Annotated in this window: 20 protein-coding genes; all 20 read right to left on the bottom strand. The window is 52.9% G+C overall.

The window, feature by feature from the left end; genetic code table 11:
- Nucleotides 1-79 precede the first annotated feature (79 nt).
- Nucleotides 80-694: an anti-sigma factor family protein gene (locus MHH78_RS06450; protein WP_036724508.1), complete on the bottom strand. Its 615-nt coding sequence runs from the start codon at nucleotides 692-694 to the stop codon at nucleotides 80-82.
- A gap of 99 nt (nucleotides 695-793) precedes the next feature.
- A complete protein-coding gene (gene sigW, locus MHH78_RS06445) occupies nucleotides 794-1,360 on the bottom strand; it encodes an RNA polymerase sigma factor SigW (RefSeq protein ID WP_036696241.1) in 567 nt (188 codons plus the stop codon).
- 753 nt (nucleotides 1,361-2,113) lie between these two features.
- On the bottom strand, nucleotides 2,114-3,307 hold the full coding sequence (locus MHH78_RS06440) for an IS256 family transposase (protein WP_340826667.1): 1,194 nt from the start codon (nucleotides 3,305-3,307) through the stop codon (nucleotides 2,114-2,116).
- Between the two features lie 647 nt (nucleotides 3,308-3,954).
- The gene (ppc, locus tag MHH78_RS06435; protein ID WP_341166912.1) at nucleotides 3,955-6,747 is read right to left on the bottom strand and encodes a phosphoenolpyruvate carboxylase; all 2,793 of its coding nucleotides are present in this window, start codon (nucleotides 6,745-6,747) and stop codon (nucleotides 3,955-3,957) included.
- A gap of 299 nt (nucleotides 6,748-7,046) precedes the next feature.
- The gene (locus tag MHH78_RS06430) at nucleotides 7,047-7,325 is read right to left on the bottom strand and encodes a holin (RefSeq protein WP_341170290.1); all 279 of its coding nucleotides are present in this window, start codon (nucleotides 7,323-7,325) and stop codon (nucleotides 7,047-7,049) included.
- The gene (locus MHH78_RS06425) at nucleotides 7,325-8,035 is read right to left on the bottom strand and encodes a M15 family metallopeptidase (RefSeq protein ID WP_341166911.1); all 711 of its coding nucleotides are present in this window, start codon (nucleotides 8,033-8,035) and stop codon (nucleotides 7,325-7,327) included. The genes MHH78_RS06430 and MHH78_RS06425 overlap by 1 nt, the downstream gene beginning before the upstream one ends.
- Nucleotides 8,007-8,399, bottom strand: coding sequence for a hypothetical protein (locus MHH78_RS06420; RefSeq protein WP_341166910.1), 393 nt, complete (start codon nucleotides 8,397-8,399; stop codon nucleotides 8,007-8,009). The genes MHH78_RS06425 and MHH78_RS06420 overlap by 29 nt, the downstream gene beginning before the upstream one ends.
- The gene (locus tag MHH78_RS06415; protein ID WP_036696237.1) at nucleotides 8,386-8,583 is read right to left on the bottom strand and encodes a hypothetical protein; all 198 of its coding nucleotides are present in this window, start codon (nucleotides 8,581-8,583) and stop codon (nucleotides 8,386-8,388) included. The genes MHH78_RS06420 and MHH78_RS06415 overlap by 14 nt, the downstream gene beginning before the upstream one ends.
- Before the next feature lies 1 nt (nucleotide 8,584).
- Entirely contained in the window at nucleotides 8,585-8,902 is a 318-nt protein-coding gene (locus tag MHH78_RS06410; RefSeq protein WP_341166909.1) for a hypothetical protein, read from the bottom strand.
- Nucleotides 8,903-8,994: 92 nt separating this feature from the next.
- Nucleotides 8,995-9,126: a hypothetical protein gene (locus MHH78_RS06405; RefSeq protein WP_341166908.1), complete on the bottom strand. Its 132-nt coding sequence runs from the start codon at nucleotides 9,124-9,126 to the stop codon at nucleotides 8,995-8,997.
- A 56-nt stretch (nucleotides 9,127-9,182) separates the two neighbouring features.
- On the bottom strand, nucleotides 9,183-9,656 hold the full coding sequence (locus MHH78_RS06400) for an XkdW family protein (RefSeq protein WP_341166907.1): 474 nt from the start codon (nucleotides 9,654-9,656) through the stop codon (nucleotides 9,183-9,185).
- Nucleotides 9,657-9,678: 22 nt separating this feature from the next.
- On the bottom strand, nucleotides 9,679-11,178 hold the full coding sequence (locus MHH78_RS06395) for a hypothetical protein (protein ID WP_341166906.1): 1,500 nt from the start codon (nucleotides 11,176-11,178) through the stop codon (nucleotides 9,679-9,681).
- A gap of 11 nt (nucleotides 11,179-11,189) precedes the next feature.
- Nucleotides 11,190-11,801, bottom strand: a complete 612-nt coding sequence (locus tag MHH78_RS06390; RefSeq protein WP_341166905.1) for a putative phage tail protein — start codon at nucleotides 11,799-11,801, stop codon at nucleotides 11,190-11,192.
- A 2-nt stretch (nucleotides 11,802-11,803) separates the two neighbouring features.
- A complete protein-coding gene (locus MHH78_RS06385) occupies nucleotides 11,804-12,139 on the bottom strand; it encodes a hyaluronate lyase N-terminal domain-containing protein (protein ID WP_081751111.1) in 336 nt (111 codons plus the stop codon).
- 12 nt (nucleotides 12,140-12,151) lie between these two features.
- Entirely contained in the window at nucleotides 12,152-13,174 is a 1,023-nt protein-coding gene (locus MHH78_RS06380; RefSeq protein ID WP_341166904.1) for a DUF2793 domain-containing protein, read from the bottom strand.
- Between the two features lies 1 nt (nucleotide 13,175).
- Nucleotides 13,176-13,589, bottom strand: coding sequence for a phosphoglucomutase (locus MHH78_RS06375; RefSeq protein WP_341166903.1), 414 nt, complete (start codon nucleotides 13,587-13,589; stop codon nucleotides 13,176-13,178).
- Between the two features lie 2 nt (nucleotides 13,590-13,591).
- On the bottom strand, nucleotides 13,592-14,650 hold the full coding sequence (locus MHH78_RS06370; RefSeq protein WP_341166902.1) for a baseplate J/gp47 family protein: 1,059 nt from the start codon (nucleotides 14,648-14,650) through the stop codon (nucleotides 13,592-13,594).
- Nucleotides 14,643-15,071, bottom strand: a complete 429-nt coding sequence (locus MHH78_RS06365; protein WP_076081819.1) for a DUF2634 domain-containing protein — start codon at nucleotides 15,069-15,071, stop codon at nucleotides 14,643-14,645. Before MHH78_RS06365 ends, MHH78_RS06370 begins: the two co-directional genes overlap by 8 nt.
- Nucleotides 15,068-15,361, bottom strand: a complete 294-nt coding sequence (locus MHH78_RS06360; RefSeq protein ID WP_076081820.1) for a DUF2577 domain-containing protein — start codon at nucleotides 15,359-15,361, stop codon at nucleotides 15,068-15,070. Before MHH78_RS06360 ends, MHH78_RS06365 begins: the two co-directional genes overlap by 4 nt.
- A 5-nt stretch (nucleotides 15,362-15,366) precedes the next feature.
- Nucleotides 15,367-16,329, bottom strand: a complete 963-nt coding sequence (locus MHH78_RS06355; RefSeq protein ID WP_339251553.1) for an XkdQ/YqbQ family protein — start codon at nucleotides 16,327-16,329, stop codon at nucleotides 15,367-15,369.
- Nucleotides 16,330-16,339 lie beyond the last annotated feature (10 nt).

Genomic DNA, 16,339 nt, shown 5'->3' with positions numbered 1-16,339 from the left:
TTTCAGGCAACAAAAAAGCGCCATCTTTCCGGAAAAAGAGGCGCAAATGAGTTATCTGCTACAAGCGACCAACATTTAGCTATCGGTAGGCAACTTCAGAGAACATGTTCGTCACTTTATACCAGATCCAGCTTACGGCTTGGTCTATACTTTTGACTTGCCCGGAGATATGGGCGGTTGAAGCCTGATACAGCGAGCCGTCGATTACCGTTACGTTTCCGTTGACTTCCCCGTAGACTTGAGTCTTACCGTTCTCCACCGTCAGATCGCCGGAGATAATTTTGCCGGAGGGTACAATCACCGTATTCCCCTTGATCACAACCTGGTCGAGGTCTGCCCCTCTAACCACAAGCTGCCGATCCTGATTCCAAAAGGTTACAGAGCTCATCAGCATCACAAGAATGAACATAGACGCCGCCGTCAGGGCCGGATGTCGCTTAATCCAGGTGATGAAGGCTCTTTCCTTCTTGGGTTTCGGTAATGAATCCATGATCCGGCCAACCAAATCCTCCGAGGCCACAGGTGTCTGGTGCATCAGGGAAAACATCAGCATATCGGTCTGTTCCAGTTCTTTGAACCTCGCACGGCACTCCGTACAGGATAAAAGATGCTCCTTCAATTCCCTCTGCTGCAGGTCGGGCAAGTCGTCATCCAGGTAGTCGTGCATCATAGAGACGGCCAGTTTGCATTCCATAGGAGCCAATCCTTTCATACGTGCTAATTTAGTGCATAAGACTTGCTTAACTTACATACGTCCCTGCAATGCAGGAGTTTCATAAAAAATAATCTATTTTTACAATTTGGGTCCTAACTTCTTACGTAAAAACTCACGGCCCCGGTGCACCCGGGTCTTGATCGTCGTTACAGGCATATCCAGCACATCGCCGATCTCCTGAAGCGACAAATCCTGCAGATAGCGCAGAATCATAACCGACCTGTACTTCACGGGCAGGCTGTCGATGGCTTCATAGATGAGTCTCTGTGTCTCCGAGAGCAGCAGTTCCGTCTCCGGGGTCACATTATCGCTCGGAATCATCGAATACCCGTCAATCCCCTCCTGGTCGTTCATCTCGGCATCCAGGGAATAGGTCGGACGACGCTTACGCAGCCGGTCAATGCAGAGGTTCGTGCCAATCCGGTAGATCCATGTCGAGAACTTCTGCTTATCATCATACCTGTCCAAATTTCTGTAGACGCGCAAAAAAGTCTCCTGAACAACATCCTCCGCCTCATGGCGGTTATTCAGCATACGGTAAGCCAAATGATAAATTTTGTCTTTATATAGTTCCACAAGCTCGGCAAATGCCCTTTGGTCACCCTTCAGCGCGAGCTTTGTCAGTCTGCCTTCCAGATTCTCCACCTGTTAACTCCCCCAGACTTGCCGCCCTTGGACTTTCAGCTCTTCGAAGACCACGGTACAAGCATTTAAATCGTAAATCATGTGCCTGCAAAAATCAAGGTTTGTATTGTTACCTTCTATATAATGTGCTGGAAAAGCTTGCTGCCGGGTTGCTGGCGGCTGATCGCTGGAGGAACCCCCTGACCCCCCTGGCGGCTGATTAGTCGGGGCTGCGCAGAACATTTGGACTTCCGGTCGCTGTTATTGGCAGATTTCCTGATTGGAACCGCGCGCTGCGGTTGAAATCTGCCAATAAAGGCGAACGCTATCGCTCCTACAGTTCCAAATTTCCGCTTCGCCCCCTCCATCAGCCTGGTTCCCCCACTGCTTTTCTTGTTGCCCAAACTATATCTCAGGCAACAATGGGGTGGGGCATGGACTCGGCCGGGTCCCTGCCCCCCGGCCTCCCTGGAACGGCAAAACCTCCTATCAGATGAAGCATGCTCGTGCCGTATGCCCCTCTTAGGGCAGCACCTCACTTGTTTGCATCCACCTGTTTCATCCTCATTCTATTTCTATTCGGTTTTCGCATACATTTTGCCGATAACCCTCAGATCACCCAATGTATTCGGTTTTTGGCATACATTGCGCCGGACGGGGTAGCGTCAAGAAGTTTGTGTAAAAGAGTAGAAGTGCCTCCCCCGGGTTACGGGTTGGGATGTAGTGTTTCTGGGGGAAGGGGGAACCCCGACCCCCAGAAACTGGATTTCTCTGTTACGCCTCTTCCGGTGTGGGCAAAGAGGGGTAGCGTGTTTCGAATAGCACTTTTAGCTTCTTTTTAACGGCATCCACTCCAAAGCCTTGGGCGACCCGCCCTGCATGACGTTCATTGTATTCCAGCATCTCCAGGTACACGATTTTCTCTGCGGCATCCATGTTTGTCAGACTGTTCATCGGTTTCAGACGCTTGCGGATTTCCTTGTTCATCCGCTCGATGGGGTTCGACGTGTAGATCGCTTTACGGATCGACAGCGGATAGTTGTAGAACGTCAGGAGTGTGGATAACTGTTCCTCCCAGGACCTCATTTCCTTCGGATACAGCTTGTTCCACTTCGCTTTGACCGTATCAAAGTTAGCCCGGGCTACCACTTCATCCGGTGCCGTATATATGGTTTTCAACGCCTCCATGACATCGGTTTTGTGCTCCATCCGGATTTTATGGAACGTGGCCCGCACTTTGTGCACTACGCAATGCTGTACATCCGCCTGAGGATAGGTCTCTTTAAACGCCGCATCCAGTCCCGGTAGCCCGTCAAACACACCCAGCAGGACTTCCTGCGCTCCGCGGTCGTACAGGTCTTTGAGTACCTCCCGCCAGCCATTCGAACTCTCTTGGCCACCCACGTAGAACCCGAGAATTTGACGCTGTCCCTCCTCGTCAATTCCCATCGCAAAGTAGACCACTTCACCACGAACCGTGCCCCGTTTCAGCTTCACGTACAGCCCATCTAAATAGATCACAGAGTACCGTTTGCTCAGTGGCCGCTTTTGCCACTGGTGGATATCGTCCAGCACTGTAGCCGTAATATTGCTGACCGTGGTGGGGGAGTAGTGGCTGCCAAACATACTTTCAATGAACCGGGCCACATCCCGCGTACCCATGCCCGATTTATACATTTGGATGACGGCCTCTTCTAACCATCCGTCCCGCCGCTGGTACGGCTCAAACATCTGCGTCTGGAAAAGGCTTTGGCGGTCCCGGGGCACCTGAAGATCCTCGATATGGCCATATTTCGTGTGTAAGTCTCGCGTATAGTAGCCATTGCGACTATTGCTGGCGCCGGCTTCTTCACTCTCCATAAACCCCTGGATTTCGGCGCGCAACAGGCGTTCCATGTTGTCTTTCACAAAATCTTTAACAAGTTTTTCAAATAGATTATTCAGAGAACTTTCGGGTAAAATATTCATTGGTAGGGTTCCTCCTTGGTGGTTTCGCAATCCCGAGGATACCCTACTTTTTTGGTGCCTGACTAGGCTCCAAATCTTGGTACACAACTTACTTTACGCCATCCCGGACGAGTACTGTGCAGTTCAAATGTAATCGAAAAACCGACTACATTGCGCCGGACGAGTGCTGTGCGGTCCAAATGTAATCGAAAAACTGACTACATTGCGCCGGGTGGCGGTGTGCGGTCCAAATGTAGTCGAAAAACCGATTACATTGCGCCGGATGGTGCCGTGTGGTCCAAATGTAATCGAAAAACTGACTACATTGCGCCGGGTGGCGGTATGCGGACCCACTGTATTTGGCCTATGCGACTTCACGACCTTCTAATGTGTTCGGTTTTCCTCATACAATTGGCCCGTGCGCCTTCCTGACCGCCAATTTCCTATAAAAAAAGCCCACCTCCGGCTAGGAGGTGGGCGGGAACTTCTAAAGCGCCTTAGGGCCGGCTTCAAAGATTCAAGACCGAGAGATCAAAACCTAAGACCGGAAAATCAAAACCTTAAAGCGGCTTCGCCGACTTTTAGTTCCAAACCCTAAAGCGGCTTCGCCGACTTTGAAGAACAAGATCGGTAGAGTAAAGTGCAGCTACGGTGATCAACGCAAACCATCAGCCGGTATTCCGAAGACCAGCGGCAATACCATTGATCGTGAGCAGTACCTCACGCAGCAGCTCAGCGTCATCCCCTTCAGCCTCACGCAGGGCGCGAAGCTCGGCGAGGAGCTGAACCTGGAGGTAGCTGAGCGGATCAACATACGGATTACGCAGGCGGATAGATTCCTGAATGACCGGAACATTATCCAGAATATCCTGCTGGCCGGTGATCTGAAGGATCAGCTCGGAGGTCAGCTTGAACTCAGCCTCGATCTGGCCGAAGATTCGCGCACGTGCTTCCTCGTTCTTGCCCATCCCGGCGTATTCCTTGGCGATGACAAGATCCGCCTTCGCAATAGCCATCTGCAGCGTATCGATCAGGGTCGTGAAGAATGAGAAGTTCGCATACATATGCTGCATGATCTTCATATTCTCTTCCTTGCCCTCATAGAAGCTCTGCAGACCGGTTCCGGCGGCATACCATGCTGGAAGCAGATAACGGCTCTGCGTCCAAGCGAATACCCAAGGAATTGCACGCAGGTCCTCGAAGCGCTCGCTATTCTTCCGCTTCGAAGGGCGTGAGCCGATATTCAGCTCCCCTACCTCCGGCAGCGGGGTTGATTCTTTGAAATACGTCAGGAAATCTGGATCACGGAAGATCAGATCCTGATACTTGTTCAGCGAGACTTCAGAGATACGGGCAATAATCTCATCCCACTTGGCCTCGTACAGATCCGCTTGCGGCGATCTGGCATGAATAGCGGCCGTAATCAGAGCGGATGTCGCCTGCTCCAGACTGCGGTAAGCAATGCCTTTCATCGAATACCGGGAGGAGATAACCTCGCCCTGCTCGGTAATCTTAATCCCGCCGCCGATGGTGGAAGCCGGCTGGGCCAGAATGCTCCGGTTGAGCGGCATACCGCCGCGTCCGAGAGCGCCGCCCCGTCCATGGAAGAATTTCAGCTTAATGTTGAACTCATCGGCAGCCGCTGTGATCTGCTTCAGGGCCACACGCAGCTCCCAGTTCGCTGTAACCACGCCACCGTCTTTATTACTGTCGGAATATCCCAGCATAATCTCCTGCAGATCATTCATCGCACGGACCGCATCGCGGTAGATCGGCATGCTGAGCAGCGTACGCATAATCTGCGGCGCATCATGCAGGTCGTCAATCGTCTCGAACAGCGGCACAGCCTGCAAAGTACAGACTACCGTACCGTCGTTGTCTTTGCGGAACAAGCCGACTTCCTTGGAGAAGACCATAACCTCCAGAATATCGCTTGCCGCCTCCGCCATACTGATCAGATAGCTTGTAATACATTGCTTGCCGTATTCCTCCTGCGCCTCATAGATCGCACGGTATACCGCCAGGCACTCCTCTGTCCCTTCACTATACGACTGGTAAGGAGAAGTCAGCGGACGCGGATCATTCAGCAGCTTCTCCAGCAGCACAATCTTCTCTTGCTCCGACAGCTTGGAGTAATCCGGTGTAACATTCATCTTGGCCAGAACCTCTGTCATTGCATTCTCATGCTCCTGGCTGTGCTGGCGGACATCCAGCGTAGAGGTGTGGAAGCCGAACAGCTCCACCTGACGAATCAGCTTTTTAATGTAGGTATCTGCTACATAATCGGCGTAGTGATGCCGCAGACTGCGGTCAATCACGTTCAGGTCGTCGATGAATTGCGCCGGGGATGCGTAGCGCTCTGGTGTTCCTTTTTTCTCATCGTCCAGCACATTCTGTGTCTTGGAGATCATATAACTGAGCTTAATACGGTAAGGCTCGTTATCATTACGCCAGGCATCGACCCGGTTAAGATTGATAATATTCCGGTCTGCCTCAATGGATTCCAGCAGCTCCGGCGTCACATTCACAATGCTTGTACTAAAGCTCAGGTACTGCATCAGCTCGCGCATAATACGCTGGTATTCACGAATAGCCAGCTTGCGCTGCAGACGGAGGGTCTGCAAGGTAACGGTTGCCTTCACTGAAGGATTTCCGTCGCGGTCTCCCCCGATCCATGAACCGAAACGCAGATAGGTCGGCACATGCCAGTTCTGGCCCGGATAATACTTGCTCAGACAGCGCTCAAGCTCCTGATATACATCCGGCAGCACTTCAAAAATCGTCTCATGGAAGTAATACATCCCGTTACGCACTTCATCCAGCACCGTTGGCTTGCGGTCACGCAGTTCATCGGTCTGCCACAAGGTAATAACCTCGTTCAGCAGCTTCTCCCGGAGCTGTTCGCGTTCGCGGAAGGTTAACGTCGGATTATCCAAGCCCATGACGTCGTCGGAGATCCGTTTGTGGATATCGAGAATCGCACGGCGCATAGCTTCAGTAGGGTGAGCGGTCATAACCAGCTCAAGTGACATGCCGCTCATGATCTCAAGAACCTCTTCGTGGGAGAAATCCCGTTCGCGAAGCTCCTGAACCGCGCTCTCAATCGACCCCGGCTGTACCGTCTCCCCGGCAGAACGTTCGTAGTCGCGTTTACGGCGAATCCGGTGGTTCTGCTCGGCGATGTTCACCAGTTGGAAATAAATTGCGAAGGCACGGATCACCTGATGGCGATTCTCCGGGTCCAGTGAGCTAATCAGCTCTTTAAATTCGTTGTGCAGTTCAGGCAAAAACAATGAGCGCAGCGATTTGCTGGTCTCCCGGATTTTCTCCACAATATCCAGCAGTTCGTTGCCGCCTTGGTGTACCAAGACTTCGCCCAGTATGTTCCCCAGGAACCGTACGTCCCGCCGCAGCAGATTGTTGGAGTTGCTTTTGCTAACGGTAGTCGTAAGTTCGGTCATGCTGCTCCCCCCATCCTCTTCCGGATCAATGCTCTTAGCATTGTCTATTTGAAAAGCTTCCTCATATCATACAATAAAAACGCCCGGAAATCTTCAACTTTATTGCGCGGTAAAGCAGTGCAGTGATTTCGATTATACACCAAACTGACCATTTATGCAGTCCCAAAAAATTATGTATTTCTTCCTGATATATTCTCTCTTTGATATGTGCTTTATGCAGTTTTCATGTGAAGTTATATGACGTAAAACGACAAAAACAGCCAGCTCCGCAGAGCCGGCCGTTCATCACAGGTTAACTTTTATTTCATTGTCTGCCCTGAGCGGTTGTTGAACGCCAATTCGAATAATCCGGTAGCCGATAACCCGGCCAATCCGCCTGCCCATAGACGCAAGGTCAACTCCATCTCTGTAAAAGGATACGCCACCGCTCCAACCAGCAGCCCGATGCCCAGTCCGATAAAAGGGATGCTGTTACGCGGCAAATGGGTATTATTTTTGATCAGCTGCACCAAGGCAAGAATAAATACGGCCAGGATGGAGGCAAAAGCCAATACATGGTCCAGCAGTTCGCGGTTCATCATGAGATTGCTCCTTTCTGCGGTGTGGTGGTGATTTCAACGGTGTTGGCAGCCGGATGGTAGGCAATCTGAGCGCCCAGCGCCTCCGCAATTTTACGTGCAGGAACATAGGTAACCCCATTCTCCAGCCACCCGTCCGCAATCTTCCTGCCATTCACCTGTACTGCAACTTTTATCTGAGTCTTCATCACTGGTTCCTCCTTGGGCTTGATCCGTTCAACCACCGCCTCCACGGCCGCAGCCGCAGGCTTTTTGCCGGTTCGCAGATCCGCCAGACTTAATCCGAAGCTCATCTGCAGATGTGGGTAATCCTTAAAGCTAGTCCAGTCGCCGCCCCATTCGAACCCGATGGCCTTAGCGTGTTGCACGACCTCCAGCCAATCCCGGGTCCCATTCCGATTCCCGTCCCTGTTCATATCCCAAGAGACGCTGGAGCCATCCGGAAGCAGCAGCACAAAATCCACCGCCAGCCCATAATTGTGATAACTGTACCCGCCGCGCGCATTCGTCACGATCGCTCCCGGCCGGGTTCGCCCCTGGGCATAGAGTGCATCCTGTTCGGCAATCGTCCGCAGACCTTGCGTGATCAGGATAGGCACACCGCAAGCATGAGAGCGTTCAATCAGTGCGGTGGCTGCGGCAAGAACGGCGGGATGAAGTCCTTTTAACCGGGCAGCAGATTTATTCAGGAGTTGAGTTAGCGTCAGCATGCGATTCCTCCCCTTTCCTGATTTCAGAGAGGACCACGAACAGATCCTGGCGTCTGGTGTACATCAAGAGGGTTAGAATGACTAGCCCTAGGGTCGTTCCCGTCTGGGCAATTGCCCAGGCATCCGATTGCAGCGAGCTTCGTATAGCGTCCGGGGCGGGAGCGGAGCTGAATCTGATCCAGAAGGCCACCGCCATTTTAACCGTATACGCCCCGAGGAAAAAGAACGCCGCCAGCATAAACAGACTGACTACGCGCACCCGGAATCTCCGGCGGAAATACAAAAAAAGCGCAGCCATCAGCAGCAGCGCACAGATAAAGGATATAGAATAGGCCAGTAACAACACAATATCAATGCTGCTCATCTTCTGCCCCCCGATCATAGATTAGGAACTCGGCGAACCCGTTGTTCCTGATTTCATCCTGAATGTCCTGAGAGACATTCTTGTACCTGCGGATAGAGAGCGATACCTTATGTCCTGCCAGCGCCAGCCTCCGCTCTCTGTCCCGGTGCAGGGGCGATAGACGCTTGATCCACGCACTCAGCACGTTATCTCCCCCTGTCTTCTTCATTAGTACTGGTACTACCCGTATGGCTGCCTGCGGAATGGTCTATCTTCAAGCGCTGCAAGACTTCAAGCGTGGGTGCCATGAAGTCTGACCGCTCTTTGTCGAGGATATTCTGCAGCCTGTCCCGGTCCTCCTCAGCACGCTCCAGCAGTTCACGCGGCACCAGATTCCCCTTCACAATTGACCGCAAAAGCACAAGCATAATCATGAGCAGAATCAGAGCGATGATATAAGCCAGTCCATACTTATCCGCAAGCGGCAGCAGCTTCTCCAGATTCGCTACATCGTTGCTGTCCATTGCTTCACTCCCTTCTGTGTGGTTATTAATGGTTAGCCCCCGGACGGGTCCGAGGGCAAAATAAAAACGCCTTGGTCGGCGCCTGCGGTTACCTATTCTTCAGTTGCCAGAAACTCCAGACCGTTATCTGCCAGAATTTCTTTGACGGCCAGCTTCAGCGTGGAGGGTACTTCACTATACTTCGTTTTCCCCAGAGTGACGCGTTGTGCGAAAAATAATGCCATTGCTCTCACCACCTTTCTATTAATATGCATAATACGTAGGCAAACCCGCCGAACTTTTAAGAATAGACTTTGGTTGCCATTTCAGCAATAATATCCTCAATAAAATCTGCACGCTCCGACAACGCGCTATTCTGCGCTTTCAGCAGCAGATTCTCTTGCTGCAGCTGCTCCATCTCCGTCAGCACCGGCGGCTTGTTAGCCTCAGCTTCCTGGTACGCTTCCCAAGCCGCTTGTAATTCAGCCTCGGTCGGCTGCGGCGCATCCAGCTTCCAGACCGCGATATGCGGCCCCCGCTCCACCAGATCATAATCTTCGCCTTCGGTCAGAAAATTGTAATCTATACCGTAGCGGTAGTGGACGCCCTCTTCGAGTTCCTCGCCGATCTCAGGCGATTGGATCTCGTAGCGGATGCGACCTTTGTCTTCGGCTAAAGGCCGCAGGACGGGTTCAGGGCCGTTGTCTTGGACGATGAAATCCCGAAGCGGGTCAGCATTCGGGTACAGATACATGATTGCTTGTGCTATATTCATTATTTCCCCTCCCAACTTTAAATTAACCAACCCTTTGCAACCTTACAAAACTTGATACTGCCGCTCCTTCGATTGAAAATGCTGCTCCGCAATAAACATAAACTTCAACAAAGTCCCCCGCATTTAATCTCAGAACGTCAACAAAACGGGCTTGAGGTGGGGAATAAGTACCACTTACAGCAAGTCTTGATACAAGTTGATACCCACCATTAATATAAATAATTAGATCAGCCGTGTTTTGATCCAGCAAACCTTTAAAACCTAATTGAGTCGATATTAGATAGGTGCCTGTTTTACCTGCGGTAAATCTCCCGTTGGCAACATCAAATTCAGCTAAGTGGTCAATACTTTTACCTTGAAATAGTACTTTTGTATTTACGCTAGCGTTAATTGCTTGGTCAGCAGTCATGTATGCACTAATGTACGTTCTATTAAATCCGTTGTTTTCTCCCCAAGGATTAATAACACCATGTCCATAAGTGGTAACAACCCCACCCTCAGTGGCATTTGTAAAGGCTGCTCCATTAATGACCAGATTGCCTGAAATGTGAATTTTACCACCAAAAGCAGCGAAGTGAGCAGTATCATTCCCTTGCCCCACACAATCCTGCACCAAAATATCGGCATTGACATGTGCGCGTATAGCAGAAGACTTGTTATGGAACTCGCAACTATATAGAAATACTTTTGCGTTTTCAACAAAAACCCCAAACTGTTTTGGGTTCGTATTTACATTTGTCGAGCAAAATTGGAAGAACGTTTCGCTTGAGTTATCAACATAAATTGGATATTGCGCACCTGCGTAAGATGTTCTAAGTCCGTAAAATTGTACACGGCACGAATTACGCATAGAATAAATTCTTCCAGTCACGACGTATGAGGCAGAATCCTGTACTGAGCTGCTTCCGCCATTTATGCTAACTGAGCCCGCACCTGAAAGTCCGCTAACGCCTATTTCTTCGTTGTACGTTCCTGTTCCTATGTTAATATTGATAATATGATTAACTAGTTTAGGAATCATACTTAATGCCTTTGAAATACTTTTAAAAGCCCCACCCGCCGTATTCCCCAGACCCGTATTCCCATCATTCCCATCCGTCCGGACGTAATAGGTAATATCCGCCGTAGTCTGCTGCGGTGTAGTCACTAGATTCGCCTTGCCATTCCAGGCCGTCTTCTCCGCATCGGTTACGAAGCGGTTGGACGAGTCCTGGACGATGACCGATGGCGAATGCGTGGAAGGATGCACATAATTATTAGCCCCCTGCGCCACACTATCCAGCTTCGACTTGTCTGCTCCAGCCATCAGCCCCGCAGCAGTCGTGGTCGCAACCGACGTAGACGCCTTGGCGTTCCATGCCGTGCGCTCTGCGGCTGTGATGTGCTTGACCGCATCCGCGGCGTGATCCTGCGCGGTCTTGACGGCGGTGTCCAGAATATCCATATTGCCGTTCAGATCGGTGATATCTACAATGTCTGTACCATCGGGCTTTTTCAGCCCCAGATTACCCGTTGTTTTCATCGCTCACACTCCTATTCATATACTCTTAGTTCGTTCCAGGTCTTGCTGTGCGCACCGTTCCAGGTGAGGGACTTCAAGGAGTCCCACCAGGTGTAGCTGTATACGAAGCTGTAATCCAGATGGGCTGGCTTAATCTCTTCCATGATCTGAATCAGCCCTGCCATATTGGCCGGGATGCCCAGCGTGCCGACGAAGCGGACCTCGAAGCTGTACGCTCCGGGCACCTCCACGACCTCCACATCTCCCCCGGAAAAAGCAGACGCCGTCCGCCGGATCATCTCCGGCGTAGTTGTTCCACTGCCCCGTAGCTTGGCCTTGATCATCTCCCGCCGGGTGGCGTAGGACTTGTTCGTATCCGAGGCCAGCCCCAGCATCCGCTCCCAGCGGGACAGTCCCCAGGTAGCCGACTCCAGCGTCTTCTGATCATCACTGTCGGCCATCGCATAAGCCATTTCACCGCAGGCTGCACCGGCACTGGCCTGCAATGCCTCCATCTCAGGCACGCCCTGATAATAATCGGGCAGGTACTTCATCAGATCGGGAGCGGTAATTTCCGGCCCCTCCCCTGTCACACCATCTGCCGAATATGCCACAACGCCATATATACTGTCTCCATAAGCCACAGCTACACCCCCTTCAGCTGATTCCAGGTCAGCGGACCCTTCGGCATATAATCATGGGTATGTGCAGCCGCCGGATAGACCGAAGGCTTGCCGTCTACACCTGACCAGGGAACCGTATCCGCAGCCTGGGCATAATCGACCTTGCCGTTGTTATTCGTGTCGTAGATGCTTTTCAGCATATCGCCTGTGCTTTGGCCTGCCGCCAGCAGCATATTGCTGCTGCCGCTGCCGATGAACAGCTTGCCGCTATCTGTGCAGTAGCCCAGCTCGCCTGCGGCCAGCGTACCCAGCGCACTCTCCAGGCCGCGGCGGATTTGAATCAAAGTCTTCCGTGCCATGGTCACCGCCTCCTAGAATGTCCCGCCATCGATAGTGCTTACTGTGAGCTGGTTGCCATTGGCCGAATCGTAGACGATGCTTGAGCCGTCGATGTTGACCTCGATGCCAGTCGAGTTGACCAGAATTCCCTTACCCGGCTTGGCCGCAACACTGGTTGAGCCGACAATGATCCCATTGCCTGCCCCGACGGTCAGCGTGACACTATCCGCCTGCCCGCCGCCGGTAAGACCATTTCCAGCCGTGATCGTCTGTAGCGCGCCGCCCGTCCGCACCCAGGCGCTCCCGTTCCAGCTGTAGATTTTCTGCTCATCGTCCACATAGGCCGTCCAGCCGACAGCCGGAACATAATAAGCCCAGCTACCTGAGGCATATTCCGCAATCTGATTCGTTTTCCCCGCCCAGACACCGGTAGCACCGGAAGGAATAATATACCGGTCAGCTTCCACGGGACTTCCTGGCGGAGCCGTCAGATGCTGATCCTTCACCGAAGCCTGCGGCTCAATATTATGCTTGGCCAGCTCGATTTCGTTTTTGATTTTTTGTGCGGACCACAGATCTGTAATCGTCGAACCGCCATCGTTAATAATTCGGTGCTTCGCGGCATCGTTAAGATGAGTTGCAATTTCTGCGGCAGTCTTGGTATTCGTGCCGTCCGACACTTTATTGGGATGCCCTGCTGTAAGATCCGCCTTAAGCACCTTGGCATACGTGGAGCCGTCAGCGATATCGTCCACCGTTCCGCTCACATCTGTTAATTTCTGCGCATTGACCCGCCGCCAGGCGGCCCCGTCATCGAAATACAAATATCCGCTGTTACTCCCGCTGCTCACATAGTATAGACGCCCCGCCGAGGCTGCCGCAGGACGCGAAGCTTCGGGACCGGACAAGGCCCGGCCCACCATGGAGTTAGAAGTACCGTCTCCGATATAGACCTCTTTCGTATCTGTACAGAAGCCCATTTCGCCCGCCTTCAGCATCCCGTAAGTGGACAGCTCGGCCCGGGTACCACGTTTGACCTGAATAGTCTGTGCCATATTACACCTCTCTTCTAAAAGATCCGCCGTCAATCAGACCGGCCTGTTTATACCGCTCCAGTTCACGCTGCGTAGCCGTAAGCCCGCCCTGTAACTGGTTCACATCATCCGCTTCCACAGTGTCTCCCGGTGTCTCGTAAGTCACATAGACTTCGGGCACATCCGCATAGATGTTAATGAGCCGGCGCCAAGGAGTCTCGTCCGGGAAAGAGACCGAGTAATTCCGTACCTCTGTCCCGCTGAAGCGGGAGCCTGTGTACACGGCCAGCGTCTGATTGTTAATATTGTCGTGGGCCAGCAGTCCGCTGAATACACCACCTGTGAGCCGAAGCTTCTCCTCTACAACATGACTGCCGCCATTTGCCTTTTTGTTCAGCTTATCCTGAAAAACATCGACCTGCTCCGGATATCCCATACCTACACCTCCAGAACGACATTGCCGAACAGCGGCACTTCTGTCTCCAGCAGAGGGATATTTGCAGTCCCGCCGTTCAGCTTCAGACCGCTATAATCCACTACGCCCTCCGTATCCAGCAGCAATGCGCCAATGACCGATTGACTGATATAGGTAGCGGCAAAAGCCTTCTCCTTACGATACTTCTCCAGGAGCGCCGTAAAAGCTTGAATAACCGGCTGCAGCGCATAGCCGGCTGCCAGCGTGACCTTCGCGGTCACGCTGATCGTACGGCCTGTGGCCGATTCCACCGTCACTACCGCTCCCACTGGAGCCTGGCCCTCGCCTAGACCCGGCGCAGGATCAATGAACTGCTGCACCTGGGAGACCAGCAGCGGGGAAGCGGGCTGATGCTCCGCGTTCACAATGACCACCTTGACCGTCTTCGGTCCGGCCCAGAGCGGGAAGACCCGCGCTCCCCCTACGCCCTGAATCTGCTGCGCCCACTCCATATAATGATATTTATTGCCGCTCGTTGCAGGCCGCCGGGCCGAATCGAAGTACCGCTGCCGCAGCGCTTCATCCGGCTCCGCATCCGTCCCCGGAACCAGCAGGCCCGTAATCTCCCCCCGGGCCAGTCCCGGGATATAATCAATCGGCAGCAGCGCGCCTGAATACTGATTCCCCTCAGCCCCCGCGGTCTCGCTCTCCAGGCGGTACGTCCCGGGAGCAAGCTTCTCCGCCGCACTATAATGGAGCAGTCCCAGGGAGAAACGGCTGCCCAGCGGAATGTCCAGCGGCTGTTCGCCGCTGGTATAGAACCTCGCACCAAGCTGCGCTTTGCCTGCGGGCTGACGCTTCAGTCCCGTCCAGGCAATGGTTCGTTCCAGATATTCGCCGTCCGCCGTATCCGGGAAGAACAGATTATTACTGACCTCCAGTTCAAGATACATCTGGGCCATTTCAGCCGCCGCCGGCGCAAGCGCATCATAGATAATACTTCCCTCGCGCTTGTCCAGCCCCTCTGGAACCCGATCCAGCATGCGTTCCAGCAGAGCCTCGTACGTCTGATCCTCATACACTGGCCATCCCCTCCTTTCTAAGCTCCACATCGCCATATACCGTTACAGCCGTACAGCTGAAGCTAACCGTATCCCCGTCAAAAAGAATCTCTACATCCTCAAGCGCCTGAATCCGCTCATCCTGGAGCAGCGCATCGCTGATCAGCCGGCGCAACTCCGGCCGGGCCAGCAGCCTGTCCTGACCCAGCACCAGCTTCCACTCCGTTCCGTAGTCCGTGCTATAGATCAGGTGCTCATAACGGCTGGTTTGCAGCACCTTGATTGCAGCCTGCTTCACCGCTTCAAGCCCGTCTACCCGCCCGCCGATCCGCCCCCGCTCCCAGTCCATCCGGTACGTCAGGCTCGGAGCATTCCCCGCATCGGTCACATTCCCTTCCAGCGCTCCCGTCACCGGACCGGATCTGCCTATTGCCGGAATCATAAATCCACCAGCCGATCGAGGACAATATAGCTCTGTCCGCCTTGCATCCGCACGAGCAGCACGCGGTCTCCCGCTTCAAGTCCACGCCGTAGCGGGATCTCCCGGCCTTCGATCACAGCCTTACTCTCCATCACGGATTCAACCACAACCAGTGCGGCTCCCGTCAGCAGCAGCCGCTGCTCCACCTGAATCTGCAGCGGCTCTGCCAGAACCACCGTCCCATAAGAAAAAGCCACCGGATTCGTATTCGATACGGCCCCGAGGCTTGCCTGTTTGATAATATCGAGCATGTTGTCTACACCACCTTAATGTCTAGGGACATCGTATGCTCCCCTCCGGAAATTTTATGGCTGCATTGATCCACCAGGAACAGCTGTGTCTGGAATTCATCCAACAACACGTAGATGAAGTTCCCCGCCCTCACCCGTATATCGCCAAGAGCCTGCACAGAGAGACTGACCTTCTCCCGGTTGTGCAGCTTGAGCAGGTTGCCTGCCTTTTCCTGAATCTGCGCAGCATTCGCATTATCGTCCGCCTTCTGGTAGAGATGCAGGATACCCCAGCGCTTTACATTTTCTTTATCTGTGACCGGATAGAACTCGCGTTTACCGGTTTTTTCGTTGTCCTGGTAGAGCAGAATCGTATTGTACGTATTATCGTCGATGCTTCTTTTCAGCGAATAATCGTACAGGTAATGGCCTGCCCCCAGAATCACCTTTAGCAGCATGGACTGCGGACTGCGCAGCGTCAGCTTGCCGAAATCATCATAGAACGCCATCAGCCGGCCCTTATACTGCAGCTCACTGCCGACCGCACCCATAATAATATCAAGCAGCTTCTTGCCGTCTTCGATCAGCGAGGGGATCTTGTACTCCGCCGGTTCCAGTAATCCAAGCCGCAGGCCGCGGTCCTTGGCAATGGTACTGATGACCTCAGCCGCAGTAACATCCTGAAGCACATAACTGCCATTGCCCAGCAGATAGCGGATCTGATCGTACGCCGTCAGCTTGATCTCCTGATTCGCACCCGTGTCAATACTGAAGACGAAGCCGTAGAATACATCGACTCCGTCTCTGCGGAACTGCACAATATCCCCGTTGCTGATCGCGAACTTTTTATGCTGATACATCCCGCTGTCCACCAGCGTAAGCTCAAGCGTTGCAGGCTTGCCGGTCCGGGTGGTTTTCCACGTGATATCCGTAACGATTCCGGCAATATTCCAGATGGCGCCTTCCTTATTAATTACGATTAATTCCATCGCCACGGCC

The sequence above is a fragment of the Paenibacillus sp. FSL H3-0333 genome (genome assembly GCF_038002805.1).
Taxonomy (GTDB): Bacteria; Bacillota; Bacilli; order Paenibacillales; family Paenibacillaceae; genus Paenibacillus_AQ; species Paenibacillus_AQ silagei.
Note: the sequence above shows the minus strand (reverse complement) of the source record. Positions and strands in the feature narration are given on the sequence as shown.